This window comes from Acidobacteriota bacterium, from assembly GCA_003225175.1.
Taxonomy (GTDB): Bacteria; Acidobacteriota; Terriglobia; order Terriglobales; family Acidobacteriaceae; genus Gp1-AA112.
Genome location: QIBA01000035.1, coordinates 60,975 through 82,191 on the forward strand (window position 1 = coordinate 60,975; position 21,217 = coordinate 82,191).

A 21,217-nucleotide genomic window follows, 5' to 3' on the forward strand; every position below is an offset into this window, starting at 1 on the left:
TCACTTGGCGGCGCGATAGAGTCCAGCAATTCCAAAAGTGTACGGACGCCACGTCGCGTTGCGATAATGCGCGCTTCGCATACGCCCAAGCATCTCGTCAGGTGACGGAAAGCTCGACACCGAGGCAGGCAGATAATTATAGGGTCCACGCACGCCCGAAATAAACGTTCCGATTCTCGGAAGGACCTTTTTGAAGTAGAAGCTGTATAGCTTTCCGAGCAGACCGCCAGGTTCACTAAAATCTAAAATGCCGATTTCGCCGTTTGGGCGAAGAACTCGATAAATCTCCGCCAACCCTGCATCGTAGTTCGCAAGATTGCGAAAGCCGAAAGCTGACACTACGAGGTCGAAGCTTCCATCAGGAAATGGCAAGCAAAGAGCGTCGGCTTCCACTGCTTCGATACGTTGAAGGAAAAATTTCCTTAATCCGCGGGTTAGCATTCCGCGCGAGAAATCGGCGCCTACGATCTCAATTCCTGAGGCTTGCCGGCGAAGCGCGGCTGCCATGTCCCCTGTCCCACAACACAGATCCAGAGCTCTTGCACCAGGGTTTCCCAATACAGAACGAAAGAAACGTGCAGTCCGCCACCACCACAGCCGATCGACATTCATCGACAAGATATGATTGAGCAGGTCATATCGAGGCGCGATCTCATCGAACATCTCGCGTACGGCCAGCGCAGCCGAGCGTTCGCCTGCCGAGCCTTGCGGAGCAGCGCCAATCACTTGTGGTCGATCTTTTAGAGGAACAGGCATCGTCAATTGCGAGAGAGATAATGCAATTCCTCAACCGCGTGCGCCACTACATCGTCGGGGACGCGGTTGAAAATTTCCACTTTTCCGACTGAAGTCGCCAAAACGAAGTGGACCTTACCATTAAAAGCCTTTTTGTCGCCCTGAATACGTTTCACGATGTCCTCCGCCCGGCTATTGACTTCAGGCAGCGGAGAATATGCAAGCACACATGACACTATCCTCTGTGCCAATTCGGGAGAAGTCCTTCGCACAGCGGTACCGATCATGGCAGCCGCAGCCATGCCCCAACCGACAGCTTCACCATGTAAAAAATGACGATATGCCGTATCAGCTTCCAGCGCATGTCCAATGGTGTGTCCAAAATTCAAGATGCGCCGCAGATCAGATTCCTTTTCATCGGCAGCCACCACTTCAGCCTTAATGCGCGTACAATCGTGAATCACACGTTCAAGGATATCCTGATCCCTTGCCAGCAATCGTTTGCGTTCGCTCTCCGCGATCTCGAACAGCTTTCGGTCGCGGATCACTCCCGACTTGATCACCTCGAACAATCCAGCGCGGAATTCGCGATCCGGCAATGTAGTCAGCAACTCCGGATCCGAGATCACCGCGAGAGGTTGATGGAACGTTCCAACGAGATTCTTTCCTGCACGCAAGTTGGCCCCGGTCTTTCCGCCGATCGCGGCATCGACTTGCGCCAAAAGGGTTGTAGGCACCTGGATAACAGGTACGCCGCGCATGTAGACCGACGCCAAAAAACCAGCGAGATCGCCAACCACGCCTCCACCAAACGCAATAACGACCGAATTCCGATCCGCGCCTTTCATTGCCATTCGTTCAGCCAGGTGTTCCACACTTGCAAAACTCTTGGCGCGCTCACCATCCGTCATTTCCAGGACACTGAAGTCGAGCTTCGCGCTCGCCAATGCTTTCTTGAATGTCTCGCCCCACAGCGTCCAAACCGGAGCGACGGTGACGACGAAGCATCGAGATTTCTTGCTGGGAAGCAGCTTAGCGATGGTCTTTCCAACCTGAGTAAGCACGCCACGCTCGACTAGCACTGAATACTCTGCTGACTTCGTTTTGACGGTGATTTTGTTCACGAGCTTTCATCATATCCCATGCGCTGCGGACGTCAGTCCGATCGGGAATGGTCCCGATATCGCGTGCTACCATCGAAATTTCTCATGCCTTGGTTTTCATCTGAGACAGATTTCATCGTTGTTGGAGGCGGAATCGCTGGATTGCGCGCTGCAATCGGACTTGCCGAGGGTGGCCGTGTGTTGGTCGTCACGAAGCAGGAGGTCACCGAGAGCAACACGCAATATGCTCAAGGTGGAATTGCAGTGGCCTTAAGCGACGACGATGAAGTCGAGCTTCACCTGCAAGACACCATCGATGCTGGTGATGGACTTGTAAATGTTGAAGCCGCTCGTGTGCTTGTCAAAGAAGGTCCCGCACGCATTCAAGAGCTGATCGACTGGGGGACCGAATTTGACCGAAGTGGGAGTAAGTTAACGTTCACCCGCGAGGGCGCACACAGCCGCTCGCGCATCCTGCACGCTCACGGCGATTCTACTGGCCGCGAGATCGGACGGTCTCTAATTGCTAAGGCTCAGAAGATCCCACAAATCGCCTTCACCGAATTTGAATTTACGACAGACCTTTGCCTTGATGGCGAACAAGTGACCGGAGTAGCTATGCTCGCCGCCGACGGCACGCCCAAAACGGTTCGCGCCAAAGCGGTGCTCCTGGCGACTGGCGGCGCAGGCCAGGTTTACTCAGACACGACCAATCCCCCGGTGGCCACCGGAGATGGAATTGCAATGGCATACCGAGTGGGCGCTTCTATCAGTGACATGGAATTTTTTCAATTCCATCCTACAGCGCTCTCTGCGCCCGGAGCTCCTCGCTTTCTACTTTCAGAAGCACTACGGGGAGAAGGAGCACTGCTGCTCAATCCAGCGCGCGAGCGCTTTATGCCTCGATATCACCCTCTGGCGGAACTCGCACCGCGAGATGTTGTCGCTCGCGCCATCGTGCAGGAAATCAGAACAAGCAAAGCCACACCTGCGGTAGCATATCTCGATCTGCGGCATCTCAACGCAGCACATCTGCGCGAGCGCTTTCCGCGAATCTATATGACGTGCAAACAATACGGCATCGACATTACCGCCAATCTGGTGCCTGTCCGCCCCGCCGCTCATTATTTGATGGGTGGGATCAAAACAGACCTTCATGGACGAAGTTCGCTGCGTGGTCTCTATGCAGCGGGAGAAACAGCGTGCACCGGTGTGCACGGCGCGAATCGGTTAGCCAGCAATTCCCTGCTGGAAGGACTCGTCTTTGGTGCCCGAGCCGCCGAAGCCATGAGAAAGGAACTGGGCTCGAAGGCAAAGCTGTCTTGCCATCAAAAAATTGCTGGAGCGGATTCGAAACCCGATCCGCAAACTGCGCAACAACTGCGCGCCGCAATGTGGCAATATGCCGGGGTCGTAAGAGATAGGAGCGGGTTGCAACAGCTGCTGCATCAGATCAATAACTGGAAGCTTTTACTGAGGTTGCCATTCAAACGCGTGGACTTCGAGACAAAAAACCTTCTAGCCGTTGGCGATTTGATTGCGCGCTCCGCGCTGGCGAGAGAAGAGAGTCGTGGAGCTCACTTTCGCGCTGACTGCCCACGACGCGATGACCTGCGTTTGCGGCAGCACTCCGTTGTGACCGCCGATAAAATCTGCTTTGAGTAGATCGAGAAGACCGCAAGACCGCTGGGGTTCCCGCGACACTGGTAGAGACGCAGCATGCTGCGTCTCTACCATGCTGCGGCCACATCCGAATATCCCAAGGTTGGTCGGGCTTCAGTCGCCGATATATTCAAGTTCCACGGTGGTGCAGTCATCGGATGGAGGCGCACCTTGGGCAAACTCACTCACCGCAGCGAACAGATCTTTTCCCCGAAGAACGACAGCTTCCAATCTTTCATCGCCGAAGAATTCGCCTTCACGATTCTGAGCTTCGTTTACGCCGTCGCTCACGAGAACGATTCGATCACCAGGTTTCAATTTGAAACTGTAGGTTTCGAATTCTGCAGTTGGAATGAGTCCCAATGGAAGATTTCCTTCTGTAGGTCTCAAAACCCTGCCATCTGCTACGCGGACAGCCGGCACGTGTCCACAGTTGAGGAACTCACAGTTGCCGATGGGGGTGATTTTAACGACGTTGCAGGTCGCATATTTCTCGCCCAGTTTCTTCACGCACAAGAAGCGATTGACGGCAGCCGCAATGTCCGCAAGCGGCACGTGGGCGACGAGCTGCGAATAGATCATCCCCTGCAAAATCGAGGCAAGAATCGCGGCTGAAACTCCTTTCCCGCAGATATCGGCGAGCACCAGGTACAAGTTGCCGTCTGCCAGCACGGCATCGTAGAAGTCTCCTCCAATCTCCTCGCAAGGCAGACTTCGCGCCCGCAACTTCGCGTAATTCACCTCGGGAATGATCACCGTCATCAGGCGCTGCTGGATCGTCGCGGCAATGGCAAGCTCTTTTTGATACAGCCGCGCATTCTGTTCAGCCTGGGCAAGTTGCGCGGCCTCGATCAAAGCGGCAGCTTCTGTGGCAACTGTGTTGAGAATGTCCCGACTCAAACTTGATAGGCCGCGGGAGGCTAGGCGGCTATCCAGGTAAAGGACTCCATTAATGCCTCGCGGGGCATCATCAGCCTGAGTCTGTTGGCCCTGCGCAGCAATGTTAGTCCGGAACAAGGGCATGCAGATCACTGTCCGTAGATCGTGGGCGACAATGCTCTGCCGCGCTGCGAGATCCGAATGACTTGCCGTATCGGTAATGATTACTCGGGAGGCCGATGTCATCGCATCTTTCAGGATCGAATGCGAGATCGTCGTATCGTCTTTGAGTTCATCCCCGAGCGAGTTGCGCCCAACGGCGAGGCTCAAATCCCCTTCTTTGCCGACCAAGAAGACAAATCCACGTTCGGCACCGGTGATGCGTAATGTTGCTTCTACAAGCGTTACCAGAACGTCGTCGAGAGCTCCGCGGCTGTTCAGCTTGCGTGCGACTTCCAGGAAGAACGCCAGCTTCTCCAGATCGGAAGCTTCCTTTTCAACCTGGAGTCCCGAAATCTGGCTCAATAATTCCCGAGCTGAGCTGGTTGTCTGGCTAGTGGTGCCAAATTGGAAAACGGCAAATGTGCGGTCGTTGCTGCTGCCAAACTGCAAGCGGTCGTTGTTAACCAGCTTGTGTCGCTTTACCAGAGATCCGTTGACGAATGTACCGTGCTTGCTGCCAAGGTCTAGCAGGTAATATTCACCACCCATCTGCACGATTTCGGCGTGATCACGCGAAGCCATGGGATCCGTAATTACCATGTGCTTCTCTGCCCGTCTTCCGATGGTGAACGGGAAATGGATTAGCGGGATTGCCTGCTGCCTATCACCTTCTACGCGCAGCAGAACAGGAAATTCCTGTCCACTGACCATAGTGTTCTGGGCGGAGGCCTGAGTCGACATTTGAGTACCTGTTGCACAAAAGCGTAACACCTCCTGCTAGTCGGGACGGTACAATTTTGCCTTGCTAACGAACAGGGTCACCAAGCGCGTCGTGGTTTCATGGAGCGGGGGCAAAGACAGCGCCTGGACGCTCTATAGGCTTCGTCAACAACCAGATAAGTACACGGTCATCGGGTTACTTACCACCATCAATCAGCGTTTCAATCGCATAGCTATGCATGGCGTTCGACGCGAGCTCCTGGAAGCGCAGGCTCAAGCGGCGGGACTGCCGCTTTGGGTCATTCCCTTACCTTCACCCTGTACAAACGAGCATTACGAGCGCCGCATGAGCAACGCCCTGCACTTTCTAAAGCGGCTCGGAATAGATGCCATAGCCTTCGGGGACCTCTATTTGCAGGATATCCGCCAGTATCGTGAGGCCCAGTTCAAGAAATGCGGACTTGAGTTTCTTTTTCCTGTCTGGGGCATGCCTACGCGCGAACTCGCGGAAGAGATGCTTCGCTCGGGACTGCGAGCACGCCTGAGTTGCGTTGATCCACGAGCGGTTCCGGCGGACTGGGCCGGCAGAGACTACGACGAGAAGCTCCTGACTGACTTGCCGGCGTCTGCTGATCCCTGTGCCGAGAATGGCGAGTTCCACACCTTCGTATATTCAGGGCCCATGTTCCGAACGTCGATCCCAATTGTGAACGGCGAAACAGTACAGCGAGACGGATTCGTTTTCCGAGATCTTCTGAGTGTTCCTGCCTCAGCGTCCCAATGCGCTGCGCAGACTCGTTAGACATATTTAAAACGCAAGTCTTTGAAGCACAGTTCGGCAATACCCGCGACTGCTTTATTTCAGCCTGCAATTGTTACTTCATTTCCTTGATGTACTTCGTAAGGTCCCTTATCTCTTTTGCTGTTAACGCTCCCTCGAATGGAGGCATCTGGTTCTTGCCCTTTGCGACGACTCTTGCAAGTGTTGCAGGAGGAATCTTGAGCACTGCGGAATCCTTGAAACTCCTGGCACGAAGGCTTCTCCCGACCTCCGAGGCTCGGCCTGTCGGTTCATGGCACCCCTCACAGTTAGTTTTGTAGATTCCCTGCGGCTTTTGGTCTAAAGCAACGCAGGAAGCTGTTAACACTCCAACGAACAAGGCAGGGCAACACGCCTGGATCCAAAACTTTCATCGTTTCTCCGGACGGGATTTTTCAATTGTCGAGTGCGACATGCCAGCACACGATGTCTCGATCACATCCAGAAACTTAACTGCCCGACTACACGCTGGCGCCAGCGGCGGATCCCACGGGGCTGGTGCAAAAGGCACATCGCTTGGCCGCAATAGGAATCTCGCTCAAACACTCGGGACACCTCTTCGCAGTTGGGTCCGGAGGAGCCACTCCTCGGTTTCTACGTTCCGTGTAGGCATTCACTGGCATTACGATGAAGAAATAAACCGCAGCTGCGATCATCACGAACGAGATCACAGCATTCAAGAATGCGCCGTACATGATCTTGCTGTTGTTGATGGTAACGCTCAGGTTGGAAAAGTCTTGCTTGCCGCCGATCGCGGCAATTAGAGGGGTGAACATATTCGTGACCAGCGATGTAATGACGGCTCCGAACGCTGCGCCAATCACAACCGCAACTGCCAAATCGACAACATTTCCGCGCAAAACAAACTTCTTGAAACCCTGCAACATGGGCGTACCTCCCGGAGTAGCGGGCGGCAGCATAACAGAAAAAGAATCGCGGAGTTTAGGGAAGGCACCCACTTTAGTCGTGCCGGTTAGAACTGATTTCTGATTCTCGCTTCAGCGCCTGAGGTAGCATGCTGATGATGAAAACCAACATTTACCTCAGCGGCTAAAGCGAACCATAATGGGATCGCATTGACGGCACAGATGCGACCTTCTTTACCGCAAAGCTTTAACGCTTGCTGGCGTGCTTATGGAAGGGACAACTAGATATTCGTATGGCCGCTGGCCGAGTTGAGCAACTCGCGAAGGCGAGCTGCCTGCGTTTGTTCCGTGGTCGTGTCGTTTAGGTACTCGATGCCATATGAGTAGCCGCGGCGATTGCGCACCTCAGCCTTGACCCGCAGCGGCTGTCCGGAATAGGCGGGGGTAAATTCGATCTCGATGATGTCACCAATGCGCAGCTCCACTCCAGCGAAGACGGCCAGCCCGCCGTCACTCATGTCGCGCCCACGCGCCTCAACGATCTTGGCTGTGTGAAGAGAATTCCAGAAAATCAAGCGAATTGGGATGTCGATCTTGTGCCGCTCCCAGCGTCGCTTGCGCGCAAAGCCAATGGAAGGTTGAGGAGAGGAGAAGGCAGTGGCCATGCCGTGATAATAGCGACGGTCTTGATTTCTCCGAAGATTACTAAAGGCACACGTTGGTAATGATTTGCAAGTATCCGTGACTAGACTGTGCATGCCGCACAAAACAGAGACTTTGCGCAACCAGCATTTCCACAGCCGGGGTGACGAGAACGCGCTGGAATTGTGTGCCTCTTTTCTTTCTCTGTTCGCCCAGATTACTTTTCCAGACGTTCGTGTTGTTGAGTAGTCCGAACCTCGGAGCTGCGCGACTTCGAAGCCGAGAATCCGAGGTCAACCTGCCAATTATCGCTGGCCTCCAACTGAAGACAGCGTTGAAAAGGAGCTCTCATGAACGCAGTACTGTTTCGCGGAGTCGGCAATATTCAGCTCGAAAACGTTCCTGACCCAAAGATTCAGAAGCCCAATGACGCGGTGGTGCGGCTTACGGCAAGCGCGATCTGTGGCACTGACCTCCACATGATCCGTGGCACCATGGCGGGAATGAAGCCTGGAACCATTTTGGGACACGAGGGTGTCGGCATCGTCGAGGAAGTCGGAAGCGCCGTGCGCAACTTTAAACCGGGATCGTGTAGTAATTCCCTCCACCATTGCCTGCGGAAACTGCTCTTATTGCCGTGCCGGCTACTACTCACAGTGCGACAAGGCGAATCCAAACGGTCCCGAGGCGGGCACAGCATTTTTCGGTGGTCCAGCGTCCACTGGACCATTCGACGGCCTCCAGGCCGAGTATGCACGCATTCCCTTTGCGAATATCGGCCTCGTTCGAGTTCCCGATGGCGTCAGCGATAATCAGGCAATCTTGCTTTCCGACATCATTCCCACAGCATGGATGGCCGCCGAGATCGCCTGCATACACGCTGGCAGCACGGTGGCAGTCTTCGGATGCGGTCCTGTCGGGCAGTTTGTAATCGCCTGCGCCAAGCTGTTGAATGCCGGGCGCATTTTCGCCATCGATACCATTCCGTCGCGACTGGAAATGGCCCAGGACCAAGGCGCTGAAATCATCGATTTCAACCGGGAGGACCCGATTGAGGCGATAAAGGGCTTTACCGGCGGCATTGGAGCAGATCGTGTAATCGACGCTGTTGGTGTTGATGCCACGCATCCGCATCATGGACCTGCCAAGAAGTCATGGCTGCGAAGACCAAAGGACCGCCTAGAACGCAAGATGATCACGCCAAAGACAAGCGTGCAAGGCGATAATTGGCATCCCGGCGACGCTCCTTCACAGGCGCTCTCGTGGGCAGTAGAGTCCGTAGCCAAAGCGGGAACCATGTCCATCATCGGTGTTTACCCGGAGACAGCAGAGAGTTTCCCGATCGGGACAGCAATGGAAAAGAATCTCACGCTCAAAATGGGGAATTGCAATCACCGTAAATATATCCCGATGCTGCTGGACAAGGTGGTAAGTGGCGTACTGGATCCCGAGAAGGTGCTCACGAACATAGAGCCAATGACGAATGTGATTGATGCGTACAAGGCATTTGATACGCGCCAACCTGGCTGGATAAAAGTGAAGCTCGAGCCTTCAGCCTCGAGGCGGGCGGCTTGACGTAGCCCGGTCAGCCTCGAATCAGCGCAGTTTGAAGCAGTTCTTTTCTTCCAGCCGGCAGCCGGGCTTGCGTGATCACCTCTTTGATCGCGGGCTTGGGCAACTTGGCTGCAATTTTCAGCACTAATGAGTCCGTAGCCTCTCTCCGGCGCAGAATCCCAATTTGGATTTCGCGTCGGAGAGACCACTTTGAATGATTTGCAAGCATTATCAAGAAGGTAAGCGGAATCTCCGGCCTGCCAAGCGCCTTAACGATGCTAGCTTCCGTAATTCGCGGATTCTGCAACGCCGCTTCGCTGACGGTCGTCTGGCCGTCAACCAACAGGGCTCCGGCTACTTTCGTCGAACCTCTTCGAGCTAAGGTAATTCGCTCTCCTAAGGCGAGCGTTGCCGATTTTCCGACTAGACTTTCTTCGACTGCGAGTTTTATATCGGGAAGCACGGACGGCGTCAACGCCAGCTGCATCAGTTCGAAGGTGAACAATCTTCTGAGCAAAGGCAAGGAAATGTGACGCGGAGTGCGCTGGTGTTCAACGACTCCGACGAGCACCTTGCGCCGCTTAATTACCGAGTGATTACGAGCAATTTCCTCAAGGGCTACAGCTGGTAAATCGCGTCGGCGAAGAATCGCCAGCGCAAGATCTTCCATTAAGGCAGGATGTTTAGCCGCAACTACAAGATCTTCGACAAACGAACTGGCGATCAACTCTTCTGGGTTGGCGTCCGGATTGTCGAGCGAGATCGGCCGTCTATTCGTCACAAGTAATCAACTGGCGGGGTGTGGAACTTTACCCTCATGAGGCAGATGCGCTGTTACACTTCCGCGCCATCGAGAGTGCTCCCATTACGGGATGTACAGGCTCAAGGTTCACGGCTGCGCCAGGGTGTTTAGCGCGCACCAGTTCGCCGAACCTCTGCCGGATTTGTGGAGAATGTGCAAATACGCCACCCGTGACTGCCACATTAACTTTCGAGATTTCGGGCCACAGTTTGCGTACAACGATGGTCGCGAGCCGTGCGAGTTCCTCAGCTGCCGAAATGAGAATCTCGCCCGCCAATTTGTCGCCACCATCGGCGCATTGCAGAACGGCGGGCAGCAGCGATGAAAAGTCCGGTGGTGGATTCGAGTTCGCCATCGAGACGAGTTCTTCAATGGTCTTCAAATCCCAAGCTCTCATGACAGCGTCCAACAAGCTGGTCGGCTGCTTGCCATCGTAGGCTCGCATCGCGTAAGCCACGGCTCTACGCCCGATCCAGAATCCGGAGCCCTCGTCCGAAATCATCGGTCCCCAGCCGCCCGCGCGCCCAGACTCGCCACAATCATTGATTCCGAGAACGTTTGAGCCCGTGCCCGCGATCAGGAGAACCCCAGGCCGACCGCGAAATGCCGCATGGTGGGCAATGAGCGCATCGTTCACAACTTGTACCTCTCCGGCTACGAGCTGTTTGAGGACGCTATAGGTCCAGTCTGTAACTTCGGGAATACTGGAACCGGCAATGCCAATGCAGGTCCGCGTGATTTGCTGTGGAGTAACGCCTGCGGACCGGCAGGCCTCTGCTACTGCGCTCTCAAGAGCCCGGCCCGCCGCATCTTCGCCGACCTTTTTGATCTTGATTGTGCTTCCGACGCTCCTGCCTAGGACACGCGAGTTGTCCCCAACGACGCACTCGGTCTTGGTTCCACCACCGTCAATTCCCAGGAAGAAACTCACGCACTTAGTTCTATCACGGGAACTTACCGCCTTCCCGGAGACGAGTAACCTGTCGAAGTGACCCGTCAGGATTCCCTCCCTTGACCCAAACCGCTGCAAAATCCTTATTGCATTTCTCAGAATGCTGGGTAATGATGCGCTCTACATCCCCTCAAAAATCATTAGCCAGTGAGTAACCGAAGCAAATGAAGGATCTTTACGAGCTGATTCGTCACAAGGAAGCCGATTTGGAACGCATCCAGCGCGAAATTGATGCTTTGCGTCTGAGCGCCAAATTACTGGAAGAGAGCGGACGCACTCCTGTCCAGGCGGCGGCTGCTTCGGCGGCTACGAGTGTATATAGTCCCGCGCCTAAGCCTCTTCCTGCACAGCCCGTTGCCACCCCCACCACATGGGCTTCTGCTAAACAGTTTCCATAGGATGCGGTGAGGAATTTCCGTTCATGGGTACTTCCGCCAGCCCGATTGGGCGAGACGAAGAATCTGGATCCGATCAGCGGCAGTCTGCTCGAAGAGTTGTTTCCGAGCCCATCCGGTTAGAATTGCAGCCGGACCGAGAGGTTTGGATACAAGACTTGGGTGAAGGCGGCCTTGGCATTGCGAGCAGCTCGCTGCTGGAGCTCGGGATGCCTGCCTCTCTGAGATTTGAGCTTCCGGAGACTGGCTCTGTGATCGATGCCACTGGCGTGATCACGTGGAGCGGCGATGACGGCAGAGCAGGGATTCGTTTCACGCGAATCGAGCCCGCATCAACGGCGGCTCTCCGCAAATGGCTTAATTCGGGCGCAAACACACATCCATCGCACTCGGATGGTGCTCACGTGGACAACGATTTATCTCGCAAGATCGCCGCGTTACGCGAAGTAGCGGATCTGCAGGCGATCATCTCCACCGAGCATCTGGAAACCAGCACGGCACTGGACGTGGTTGTGCGACGCATGGCCGAACTCACGCGCGCAACGGGTGCGGCAATCGCTCTGCGCGAAGGTCAGGACGTTTTTTGTCAGGCCAGTTTCGGCAACGCTCCGGACGTCGGTGTAAAGCTTTCTTCGAGTTCGTTGTCGGGAGAGTGTCTGCGTTCCGGCACGCTTGTCATGCTCGAGGATTCCGAGAATGATTCGCGAGTGAATCCGGAAGTTTGCCGTTCCTTGAATTTCCGTTCCCTGCTGATCATGCCCATCCATGCGGGGACGGAAATCGTTGGCATCGCCGAAGTCCTTTCGCCGGATCCTCATAACTTCGAAGGTGGCGACATTCTGGTAGTGAGCTTCCTCACCGATCTAATTGCCAGCGTTGCGGCGCCACCCAAAGAGATTTCAGCACCTGAATACACCCCGTTCGATGTTCATGAGGCTCTGGAACCGTTTCTCGTTCCCCATTTGGAACCACTACCCGGCGCGATTATGCCATCGGCAGCAACTGCGATTGCGCCGCCTTCCGCCCAGAGGGCTCCTGTCTCGAGTCTTCGCGTGGAGCAAACAGCTCCTGCGCAACAAAAGCCCGAGCATTTTGAAGGGGGAATGCACATCCGCATGCCAGCACGTGGCACGCGCATCTCCTTCATTGGAATCCTGTTGGCAGGCGTCCTGCTGGTGCTTGGATATATCTATTACCGCAATAGCCGTGCAGCGGCTCAAACAGGCAACCACGCACCAGTGGTTGGACCGAGCGGGAGTGCGACAACTACACCTTCCCCAGCGATCTTGCCTAGCTCAAATCCGGGATCATCTCCAAATATCGCGAGAGGTACAGTGTCCGCTCGCACCATTCGCCCAGCTTCGGTTCCTCCGAGCCGTACTAACAATGCCGAGGTGACAGAGCTCGAAGTGATTCAAGGGCACACTGTGACTCCCAAGCCGGCAGCAGAGCCTGCTGCTCCCGAGCTTTCACCGATGAACATGGCGGATCTGGCGCGAGGCTCAAACGCGCTGCCTGCATCGATTGTGTTGGCGAAGACTGCGACTCCAGAGCTTGGACCGCCTCCATCTCAGGGCGTAGTCCCTCAATCTCAGGGCGTAGTCCAAGGCAAGCTAATTAAACGAGTGCTGCCTCAGTATCCCGAAATGGCACGGCGTGCAGGTGTATCCGGCGAGGTCGTAATCGCCGGGATTATCCAAACAGATGGAATGTTGCGCAACTTGAAGGTTCTAAGCGGCAGCCCGCTGCTCCGTGAAGCCGCGCTGGATGCGGCAAGGCAATGGCGATACTCGCCTTACATGCTCGGCGGGAAACCTGTGGAAGCGGAGACTCGTATCACCGTCAGCTTCCACCAGTAGCCTACCGAAAAATTCTTTCCGCGCTGCTCCTGGCCGCGTTACTTGCCCCTTGGTCCACGGGACCAGAGTCGGCGCTGGCCTGCATTAACAATCGATCCTGCTTGACCGAATGCAGGTAGTTAACGAGCTGCGTGTATTCGCGCCGATCGGCTGGGGTTACAGCCGCCGTGTTCGCGACCGCAACCGCTTGCTCAGCCTCAGCGATGCCAGGATCGAAGACGGCATCCGTCTCGGACTGGGCTTGCTGGGCTTTCTCGATCTTCTCAAACGCAACTCTTCCCAGCTGGTGGAAGTTAGACGAAACAGTGGCAGCGTGCCCCGCTGGAGCTAAGTGAATTGCCCCGTAATAGAACAGCGGCGCAAGCATAATTACGAGAAAGCAAATGCGCACTTTCATGCTGAAATGATGGGCTCATCTGGCTGAGGCGGGGTAATTACGCAGGTCACAAACGTGCTGTCACGATAGAGAAAAGTAATCTGGAAGTAACCATCCGTTATTGCCTAACCAGTAACTACTGCAGCAGCCCGATTTGGCGCTGGAGAGCTTGGAAACGCTTATCCGAGTGCAAGTTCTGGAACTCGGGATATACGTTTAAGTACACCAGGTATTCATCGCGTCCTTGGTAGGCCTTCTCGAGCCAGGTGATCGCTTCTTCACGCTCCCCAAGTCCGTTGAAGACGAGGGCCACATGGAGCGGCGACACATACATACGCGCCTCGGCTATTTTTTGGAGCTGATCGAGCACTTTCAGAGCCTCAAGACGTCTCCCATTCACCGCATATGCATATCCGAGCCAGGCGAGTTTGTCTTGCTGGCCGCCCGAATAGACTCTCGCTTTCTCCAGCACTGCGATCGCATCTGCGTTTCTTCCCTGCATAAGTAATACCGGCCCCATGCGTTCATAGACGTAGGGCTGTCGGGGATCGATCGCGGCCGCCTTTTCATATTGGGCGTTCGCTTCCTCAAACATCCTCATAAGCGCGAGCAGAGATCCCTGATTGGTATGGCCGAACGATTCCATGGGACTGAGTTCGACCGACTCTCTGGACTGAACAAGAGCCTCTTCAAACCGACCCATACTCTTCAGAAACAAGCCATAAGTATCCCGGGAAGTAGCGTCATTCGGACTGAGTTGAATCGCACGGCGAAATTCCTTCTCGGCTTCGGTAAAGTTCCACTCGTAGCGCCACTCAACCCAGGCTAACTCGCGGTGGGCTGCTGAGGAGTCGGGGTCCAGTTCCAGCGCTTTTAGAAGCAGACTACGGGCCGCAGCGTACGACGATTTGGGATCTGCAGCGCCCTGGCTCGCCATGGCACGATTCATGACAGCCATCGAGACATAGGGCGGAGCGTACCCGGGATTCAGCCGAATGGCAGTTCGCAGGTGTTCCATGTTCGCCAGCATGGCTTGAGTTCCCGGTATATCGAACCGAAGTTTTGCTTTCAGATATGCGTCGTACCCTTCGCTGTTCACTGTGCTGGCGACTGACAAGCGCGCCTCGTCCTGTGGAGTCAATTGAACGCGGATCTCAGACGCTATTTCCCGGGCCACTCGGTTTTGCAGCGTAATCACATCTTCCAGATTTCCGTCATAGCTGTTCGACCACAAATGATCGCGTTTGCCGCTCTCGATCAGTTCGGCCGTGATCCGGACCCGATTGCCCGAACGTCTGACGGTTCCCTCCAGCAGGTAATTCGCGCCCAACTCCCGGCTGATTTGGTCCTCACGCTTCGACGTGCCTTTGTACCGGGCCATCGAGGTCCAGGCAATCACGCCGAGCCGGTCAGAAGGGAGCCGTCCAAATTGCGAAATCATCTCAGCCGTCAGACCATCTGCGAAGAACTCCTGTGCCGAGTCTTTGCTGAGGTTCTCAAAAGGGAGAACAGCTAACATCGCTCGGCCTGGTGGAACTGGGGTGGCGGTGTTCCTGCCAATCACGTAAGCGATAACGAGCAATGAGGCGAGCGCCAGCGCTGAACCCGCTATCCAAATTTTGCGATGAGAAGGCTTTGAAGAAATCTCAGGCAGCGCAAGGGACGATCCAGAACATGAAACGTGGGATTCTTTTAATTCCAAACTCTGAACTTGTTCGATCGAAGCAAGCAACCGATATCCGCCTTTGGGAATCGTCTGGATAAAGCGAGGATTCTTCTTGTCATCGTCAAAGGCCTTACGAAGTTCCGAGATCGATCGCGTGAGCACGTCATCGGTGACAAACGTGTCCGTCCACACGGTCTGCATTAGCTTTTCTTTGGAGACAACGCCGGGAGATTTCGCCAGGCACACCAACACCTGCATCACCTTCGGCTCGAGGTGAACCATCTTGCCGTTGCGGCGCAGGCTGTTGAGCTTGGGCGAGACGACCCACTCTTGAATCTGGAAGTTATCGTCCATTGCATCTTCTAGACATAAAGCTAGTGCTGATTATGACCGCACGAGTGGCTATTTGGTTCCCGAAGAAATTCCGATGAAAATCCGAATTCTCACACGTGGCCCGACATCTCACGAAAATTTGAGGCCGTCTTCAGGACTTCCTCCGCTTCCGCCCAATAGCTTGCGACTCGCGCCGCCGGTGCGAAGTCAGCATGAAACGGTCCTTTCTTTTTTGGCTCTGTCTATCTTTACGCGCAAGTTCCCAAACCCTTTCATTTGAGCTTCATGACGACTTCTTGATCGTTTCCAAATGCACAATTGGTACGCTACAAAACCTCGTTGCCGTCATTGACACCGGAGTAACCGAAACGACCTTGGATCTCCGCATTGCCAAGCGGCTCTCGCTAAGCATGAGACCAGAAGCTGCAAGTTTCGGCACCCGTAACGTCGTGGTACAAGCGGTTTCGATCCCGAAGATTGAACTTGGTCCACTTCGCTCCGAACACCTGTCAGGAATCGCGGGTGACCTCTCTCCTTTGACGCATTCCATGGGAATTCGTCCCGACGTGCTCATTGGCATGGACCTACTAGGAATGAGCAAGTTCCTCATCGACTACAAAGCCAAGACCATCACGTTTGGAACTGTCCCATCTCTCCCGCATTCCGCCACTCTGCTCCCAGGAAGGCGGTTCGCACTGCTCGACGCAACCGCCGACGGCAAGATGCTGCGCTTTCAAGTGGACACCGGATTCAATGCGGTCCTCATCTATGGCGGAAAGGTGCGCGCATCTGCAGTCCTTCAATCCGACTCCCACGAGGCAGCTCTCGGCTTGGTACTGCGAGCACAGCTGGCCGAGATACGAGAATTTCAAATTGGTGGCTGGAAAACCAAAGGCTTTCCCGCATATGTAACCGACGAGATACCCGGAGGGGAGCCTGGCTTTGACGGACTACTTGGACCTAAAGCTCTCGGTGTACGGCGCCTCGCGTTCGATTTTGAAAGACATATATTGGCTTGGGAGTGACAATGCCGGCCCGCGGCTCCCACCCACAACAACCCAAAATCTCCGGTCGCGTCTAAACTGATAGTGGCCACTCCCTACATCAACTAAGGAACCCTACTATCCAATTCGCTAAAGTAAGCGGCGTCGTCAGTCTGGTCCTGATCCCCCTACTCCTGTGCGGTATGGTTTCTGGCGATGACACACCTCCCACAGAGTCGCAAGCACCTGCAGGTCAGCCGAACGGACAGCTGCTACTCGACTATCTGAACCAGAGCATCGACTGGTACCGTCATCTTGCCATCGAAGAGAGCAGTGCCACCGATCCCGCCGATCTTTTGTTCGTCAATGATGATCGCCAGATGGCGAACCAGATTGTCCGCCTGTCTTTCGATTTCGGACGTGCAGCCGCGCAGCTGATTGCTGCACAAACCCCAGCAAGCTCTGCTCAAAATCCATCGAATTCAAGACTTCAGAATCTGGTTCAAACAACCGCCAAGACAGACCAGTTGGTGCGTGATACCCAGACTGAGATCGATCAATTACAGGACAAGCTTCCGACCGCAACTCCCCGCGAGCGGCCAAAAATGCAGGCAACACTGGACGAACTTAAGTCCGAACTAGCTTTGGCCCAAGCTCGTAGCGAGGCTCTGCATAACATCTTGCAGTTCGCGAGCAGTGGATCGGCCGGTGCGACGGGAGGCAATCTTGTAGCGCAGGTGCAGGAGCTGCAGCGCTCAGTCCCAGAAACCACTCTGACCAATCCCCCTACTGCGACCGCGGATGGACAATCCAAGGCAAGTACCACAGCCACTGCTTCCTCTGCTACTTCAACTACACAAGCTCGCCGACAACAGCCAGAAGGTTTGCTCGCCCTGGTTTCAGATCTGTTCTCCCTTACGCGCAAAATCCGAACAGTTGACGATAGCATCAAAACCACGAATGCTCTGGCACAGACTGCGCAGGACCTGCGTACTCCGATCATCAAGAATCTTTCTGCCTTAGTTCAGCGCGGCAATGAGCTGGCCCAGCAAGCCGACACGAGCGAAATCGCCGGCCTCCAACAACAAAAGCGCGAACTCGACGCCCTGACCGCACAGTTCAAACAGGCCTCCAGCCTGATGCTTCCACTCAGCAAGCAGAGCGTGCTCCTGGATCTTTACAAGAGCAACCTGAGGCGTTGGCGGGACGACGTCAAAACGCAGTACCAGATCGATCTCAAGAACCTTGGCCTGCGATTGCTCCTGCTCACGCTGGTGCTGGGAACGTTCTTGATCCTGGGTGAATTGTGGAAGCGAGCCACGTTCCGCTATGTGCACGACTTTCGGCGCCGCTACCAATTTCTACTTCTGCGACGCATCCTTCTGTGGTTCGTCATCGCGCTTACGGTCGCCTTTGCGCTGGCAACTGAAATTGGTTCACTTGCGACCTTCGCAGGGCTAATCACCGCCGGCATAGCAGTCGCACTGCAGAATGTCATTCTCGCCGTAGCCGGCTACTTCTTCCTGATCGGACGCTACGGAGTCCGCGTCGGCGATCGTGTGCAGATCTCCGGAGTCACCGGCGATGTCCTCGATATTGGCCTCGTTCGCATTCATCTCATGGAGATGGGCGGCAGCGGCAACTACATTCAGCCCACAGGCCGCGTAGTCGTCTTCTCGAACTCTATCGTCTTCCAACCCACCGCAAGTTTCTACAAGCAAATTCCCGGGACTAATTTCGTTTGGCATGAAGTCTCTCTCACCCTCGCTCCCGAAAGCGATATCCGCTTGGCGGAATCCCGGCTATTGGGCGCCGTCGAGAAGGTGTACGCCAGTTACAAGGACCGCATAGAGCAGGAATACCGGCAGATGCAGACGCAGCTGAACATCCGTACAATCGCGCCAAAGCCGGTAAGCAGATTACGTTTGGCGCAGAGCGGCCTTGAAGTCGTCATCCGATATCCAGTAGAGCTGGACAATGCAGCAGAGATCGATGATCGCATCACACGCGAATTGCTTGCTGCCCTGGCTCAGGAACCACGCCTGCGACTCGTCGGCTCCGGTACTCCCAACATTCAAGTAGTACCCATCACAAATGGAGCGACCGCGACCCGCGAAGTAACATCCAAGAGCGATGGCAAGCAGTGACATCGCTGCAAAGATGAATGCTCCGGCAAGGGCTTCTGTAATCACGATTCGCGAAACCACTTCCGAAGATCTGGAAGAGGTTCTCTATCATCGCCGCCAGATGTTCTTAGACATGGGCCATGCCGAAACAGTGGTGGATCGAATTGTGGAAAGCTCCAGACCGTCTATCCAGTGCTACCTGGCTGACGGTTCTTATCGGGGCTGGTTTGCAATCGCTGAGCAGGGACGAGTTGCAGCAGGCGTCGGCCTTCTGATTACCCCATTGGTCAGCGGGCCGCTGGCTCCTGAGAATATAAATCGCGCGTATCTTCTGAATGTCTATACCTATCCGGAATTCCGCAAGCGCGGCCTCGCTCGGCAACTCACGCAGAAAGCAATCGATTATTGCCGAGCAGAAAGATTCAACGTGCTCTGGCTACACGCCAGCAAGTACGGACGACCGCTCTACGAGTCGATGGGATTTGAGACAACGAACGAGATGAGACTGATAATCGATTGAGAAGCAGAGTGCCATCTTTCCAAAGCGGAGCGCCGGGCGCCCCGCGCGGCCAAGGGGATTGGAAATTAGTCTGAAAAATTCAACTACTGAAAACCAGGAGTCTGGGCGCTCCGTTCTATCTCTTTCCCCGCAGCACAGCGAAGGCATCTTTTCTCCATAGTATCTCGACAGCGAGCCCTGCGTTCCGCATGAGTTCCATTTCTTCATCCAATGGCACGTAGACATCTTCCTGAGACCACGCCTCAAGGTAGCCATCAGCTTCCGTCGGAGAGTAACTTTTCGTCAAATGAGCCTTCCATGCTTCTCGCTGACGCCGTGCCAGGGTCGCACTGCTGGCCGGTTGGCAATCAACATTCACGATCTGCCCTCCGTTTCGCAGTGCCTTCGCGATCCGCGAATAGAGCTTCGCCTTCGAACGCCGCGTCTCGACATGATGCAAGGCGAAGGACGCCACCACAGCGTCGCAACTCGGGATTTCCATCCGCAGAAATGAGCCGAGGATGAACTCTGCGCTGGCCGGCAGACGCTGCGCCGCGGCTTTCAGAATCTCGGCGTCTGCATCAATGCCAACCACCTTGGCCAGCAGTGCAGTCTGCAAGCAACACGCCGAGAGCGCCCCAGTCCCAATTCCCAAATCGACGATTATGTTCGACTTGGGATCAATCGCAGCCGCAGCCACACCCAGCATCTCCTCATAATGAGGAATGAACGTACGAATACGAGCATCGTATTCAGCCAGATCGATACCGAGATGTGTAGCCACACTCATACTTTGCTTGGGAGACAGGCGGTCAAGGCGTGAGACTGCAACCAGAACTCGCCTATGGTCAGGAACCCAGACTACAGTCAGGATTTTTAGACTGCAGCTAGGAGCCCAAATCGATAGATGCCGGAGCCCAAAAAGAGACTGTCATCCCGAACTCACCCCAAAAGTGTTGCGACCTCCATGAAGTACAAGCGGAATGAGGAATCTGCTGTTGTCTCGGATGCCGACGAGTCATATTCAATTTCGACTGCAGAGAGGCCACTAATGCGTCAGACAACGTTCCTCACACCCGACGCACATCCCCACTGCCTATCGCGCTGGCAGACTCCGCCTTCGCCCACGAATCCTGCTCCGCTCCGCCATTCGGCGCCGCTCGCGCCAACGTACTCGCCTTCCGCGTCGTCGTATCTATCGCACGAATCAGCGTAGCGCGAATGCTACCCGTTTCCAATTCGAGCAAGCCTTCTACTGTGCATCCACCCGGCGTCGTGACCTCGCTCTTCAGAATCGCAGGATGCTGACCGGTCTCAAGTACCATCGACGCAGCTCCCAGCGTTGCCTGAGCAGCCAGTGTAGTCGCCAGGTCGCGAGGCAAGCCGACACGGATGCCTCCCTCCGCCAATGCTTCCAGAATCGTGTAAATGAATGCTGGCCCGCTGGCAGAGAGTCCCGTAATCGCATCCATCATCGACTCCTCTACCTCGGCGGTGCGGCCCATCAAACCAAACAGCGAAGAAGCCTCGACTAAGTGCTCTCCACCGGCAAAGCGTCCAGGACATAGCGCAGTCATTCCCTTCCCGATCCGGCACGCAGTGTTTGGCATCGCCCGAACTACCGCCAGATGCCTTCCCAGAGCGGATTCGATCGCCTGCGTAGTTACCGCGCTGGCAATCGAGATCAGCAATACGTCTTCGCGCAACTCCGAACGAATCTGCTGCAGAACACTGCGGACGTAAGTCGGCTTCACACAGAGCAGGACTACGTCAGCATCGCGGATGGCAGCCGAGTTGTCGATGGTGATATTCATGCCAAGCTGTTTGCTCACAGTCGCAGCGCGGTGGGCATGCTGCACGGTGGCACGAATATCGGCAAATCGCGAATCTCCGGTCTTCGCCAGAGCCGCCAGAATGGCTCCGCCCATCTTCCCAGCCCCAAGCACTGCAACCGATCCACGTTTATCTTCGCTATTCATAAATCTCTCCTCCAGCTTCGTCTTCTAGTCGTTGACCAAAAGAAAAACCCACATCGCTCTCCCGATGTGGGTTCTGGTTGATGCCGAATTTATTTAGCTATTAG

19 protein-coding genes and 1 pseudogene are annotated in these 21,217 nt (G+C 55.1%); 8 read left to right on the top strand and 12 right to left on the bottom strand.

The genetic code is table 11. From position 1 onward, the window contains the following. Entirely contained in the window at nt 1-756 is a 756-nt protein-coding gene (locus DMG62_06375) for a dimethylmenaquinone methyltransferase (protein ID PYY23829.1), read from the bottom strand. 2 nt (nt 757-758) lie between these two features. Continuing rightward, entirely contained in the window at nt 759-1,859 is a 1,101-nt protein-coding gene (gene aroB, locus DMG62_06380; GenBank protein PYY23830.1) for a 3-dehydroquinate synthase, read from the bottom strand. A gap of 84 nt (nt 1,860-1,943) precedes the next feature. Here aroB and nadB point away from each other — a divergent pair, with 84 nt between their 5' ends. Beyond that, nucleotides 1,944-3,503 (top strand): L-aspartate oxidase, encoded by a 1,560-nt coding sequence (nadB, locus tag DMG62_06385; GenBank protein ID PYY23831.1) that lies wholly within the window; start codon nt 1,944-1,946, stop codon nt 3,501-3,503. Between the two features lie 111 nt (nt 3,504-3,614). Here nadB and DMG62_06390 read toward each other — a convergent pair whose 3' ends face one another. After that, on the bottom strand, nt 3,615-5,282 hold the full coding sequence (locus DMG62_06390; protein ID PYY23832.1) for a serine/threonine protein phosphatase: 1,668 nt from the start codon (nt 5,280-5,282) through the stop codon (nt 3,615-3,617). A 61-nt stretch (nt 5,283-5,343) separates the two neighbouring features. Here DMG62_06390 and DMG62_06395 point away from each other — a divergent pair, with 61 nt between their 5' ends. Further along, nucleotides 5,344-6,063, top strand: a complete 720-nt coding sequence (locus DMG62_06395; protein ID PYY23833.1) for an ATP-binding protein — start codon at nt 5,344-5,346, stop codon at nt 6,061-6,063. A gap of 73 nt (nt 6,064-6,136) precedes the next feature. On the opposite strand, the gene DMG62_06400 is transcribed toward DMG62_06395, so the two are convergent. From DMG62_06400 to DMG62_06410, 3 genes are all read right to left on the bottom strand, one after another. Continuing rightward, nucleotides 6,137-6,442 carry a hypothetical protein gene (locus tag DMG62_06400; GenBank protein ID PYY23834.1) on the bottom strand — a complete coding sequence of 102 codons (306 nt, stop codon included), beginning with the start codon at nt 6,440-6,442 and terminating at the stop codon, nt 6,137-6,139. A gap of 100 nt (nt 6,443-6,542) precedes the next feature. Then, nucleotides 6,543-6,968 (bottom strand): large conductance mechanosensitive channel protein MscL, encoded by a 426-nt coding sequence (gene mscL, locus DMG62_06405; protein PYY23835.1) that lies wholly within the window; start codon nt 6,966-6,968, stop codon nt 6,543-6,545. Between the two features lie 260 nt (nt 6,969-7,228). Further along, nucleotides 7,229-7,705, bottom strand: coding sequence for a hypothetical protein (locus DMG62_06410; GenBank protein ID PYY23836.1), 477 nt, complete (start codon nt 7,703-7,705; stop codon nt 7,229-7,231). 234 nt (nt 7,706-7,939) lie between these two features. On the opposite strand from DMG62_06410, the pseudogene DMG62_06415 reads away from it, so the two are divergent. Then, nucleotides 7,940-9,164: pseudogene (locus tag DMG62_06415) on the top strand (glutathione-dependent formaldehyde dehydrogenase). Between the two features lie 10 nt (nt 9,165-9,174). On the opposite strand, the gene DMG62_06420 reads toward DMG62_06415, so the two are convergent. Then, nucleotides 9,175-9,924 (bottom strand): hypothetical protein, encoded by a 750-nt coding sequence (locus tag DMG62_06420; GenBank protein PYY23837.1) that lies wholly within the window; start codon nt 9,922-9,924, stop codon nt 9,175-9,177. A 34-nt stretch (nt 9,925-9,958) separates the two neighbouring features. Continuing rightward, a complete protein-coding gene (locus tag DMG62_06425; GenBank protein PYY23838.1) occupies nt 9,959-10,999 on the bottom strand; it encodes a hypothetical protein in 1,041 nt (346 codons plus the stop codon). Between the two features lie 62 nt (nt 11,000-11,061). Here DMG62_06425 and DMG62_06430 point away from each other — a divergent pair, with 62 nt between their 5' ends. Together DMG62_06430 and DMG62_06435 are read left to right on the top strand one after the other, a co-directional pair. Next, nucleotides 11,062-11,295 (top strand): hypothetical protein, encoded by a 234-nt coding sequence (locus tag DMG62_06430; GenBank protein PYY23839.1) that lies wholly within the window; start codon nt 11,062-11,064, stop codon nt 11,293-11,295. A gap of 23 nt (nt 11,296-11,318) precedes the next feature. After that, nucleotides 11,319-13,151 carry a hypothetical protein gene (locus DMG62_06435; protein PYY23840.1) on the top strand — a complete coding sequence of 611 codons (1,833 nt, stop codon included), beginning with the start codon at nt 11,319-11,321 and terminating at the stop codon, nt 13,149-13,151. A 1-nt stretch (nt 13,152) separates the two neighbouring features. Here the strand turns inward: DMG62_06435 and DMG62_06440 are convergent, their stop codons facing one another. Continuing rightward, nucleotides 13,153-13,548, bottom strand: a complete 396-nt coding sequence (locus tag DMG62_06440) for a hypothetical protein (GenBank protein PYY23841.1) — start codon at nt 13,546-13,548, stop codon at nt 13,153-13,155. Nucleotides 13,549-13,663: 115 nt separating this feature from the next. Further along, nucleotides 13,664-15,547, bottom strand: a complete 1,884-nt coding sequence (locus tag DMG62_06445) for a hypothetical protein (protein ID PYY23842.1) — start codon at nt 15,545-15,547, stop codon at nt 13,664-13,666. Between the two features lie 191 nt (nt 15,548-15,738). Between DMG62_06445 and DMG62_06450 the strand changes: the two genes are divergently transcribed. The 3 genes from DMG62_06450 to DMG62_06460 all read left to right on the top strand — a co-directional run bounded on the left by DMG62_06450 (nt 15,739) and on the right by DMG62_06460 (nt 19,155). Continuing rightward, on the top strand, nt 15,739-16,551 hold the full coding sequence (locus DMG62_06450; protein ID PYY23843.1) for a hypothetical protein: 813 nt from the start codon (nt 15,739-15,741) through the stop codon (nt 16,549-16,551). Nucleotides 16,552-16,712: 161 nt separating this feature from the next. Continuing rightward, a complete protein-coding gene (locus DMG62_06455; protein ID PYY23844.1) occupies nt 16,713-18,656 on the top strand; it encodes a hypothetical protein in 1,944 nt (647 codons plus the stop codon). Then, a complete protein-coding gene (locus DMG62_06460; protein ID PYY23845.1) occupies nt 18,643-19,155 on the top strand; it encodes an N-acetyltransferase in 513 nt (170 codons plus the stop codon). Before DMG62_06455 ends, DMG62_06460 begins: the two co-directional genes overlap by 14 nt. Nucleotides 19,156-19,270: 115 nt before the next feature. Here the strand turns inward: DMG62_06460 and DMG62_06465 are convergent, their stop codons facing one another. Both DMG62_06465 and proC read right to left on the bottom strand, forming a co-directional pair. Next, nucleotides 19,271-19,924 carry a hypothetical protein gene (locus tag DMG62_06465; GenBank protein ID PYY23846.1) on the bottom strand — a complete coding sequence of 218 codons (654 nt, stop codon included), beginning with the start codon at nt 19,922-19,924 and terminating at the stop codon, nt 19,271-19,273. Between the two features lie 280 nt (nt 19,925-20,204). Further along, on the bottom strand, nt 20,205-21,113 hold the full coding sequence (gene proC / locus DMG62_06470; GenBank protein ID PYY23847.1) for a pyrroline-5-carboxylate reductase: 909 nt from the start codon (nt 21,111-21,113) through the stop codon (nt 20,205-20,207). Between the last annotated feature and the right edge of the window lie 104 nt (nt 21,114-21,217).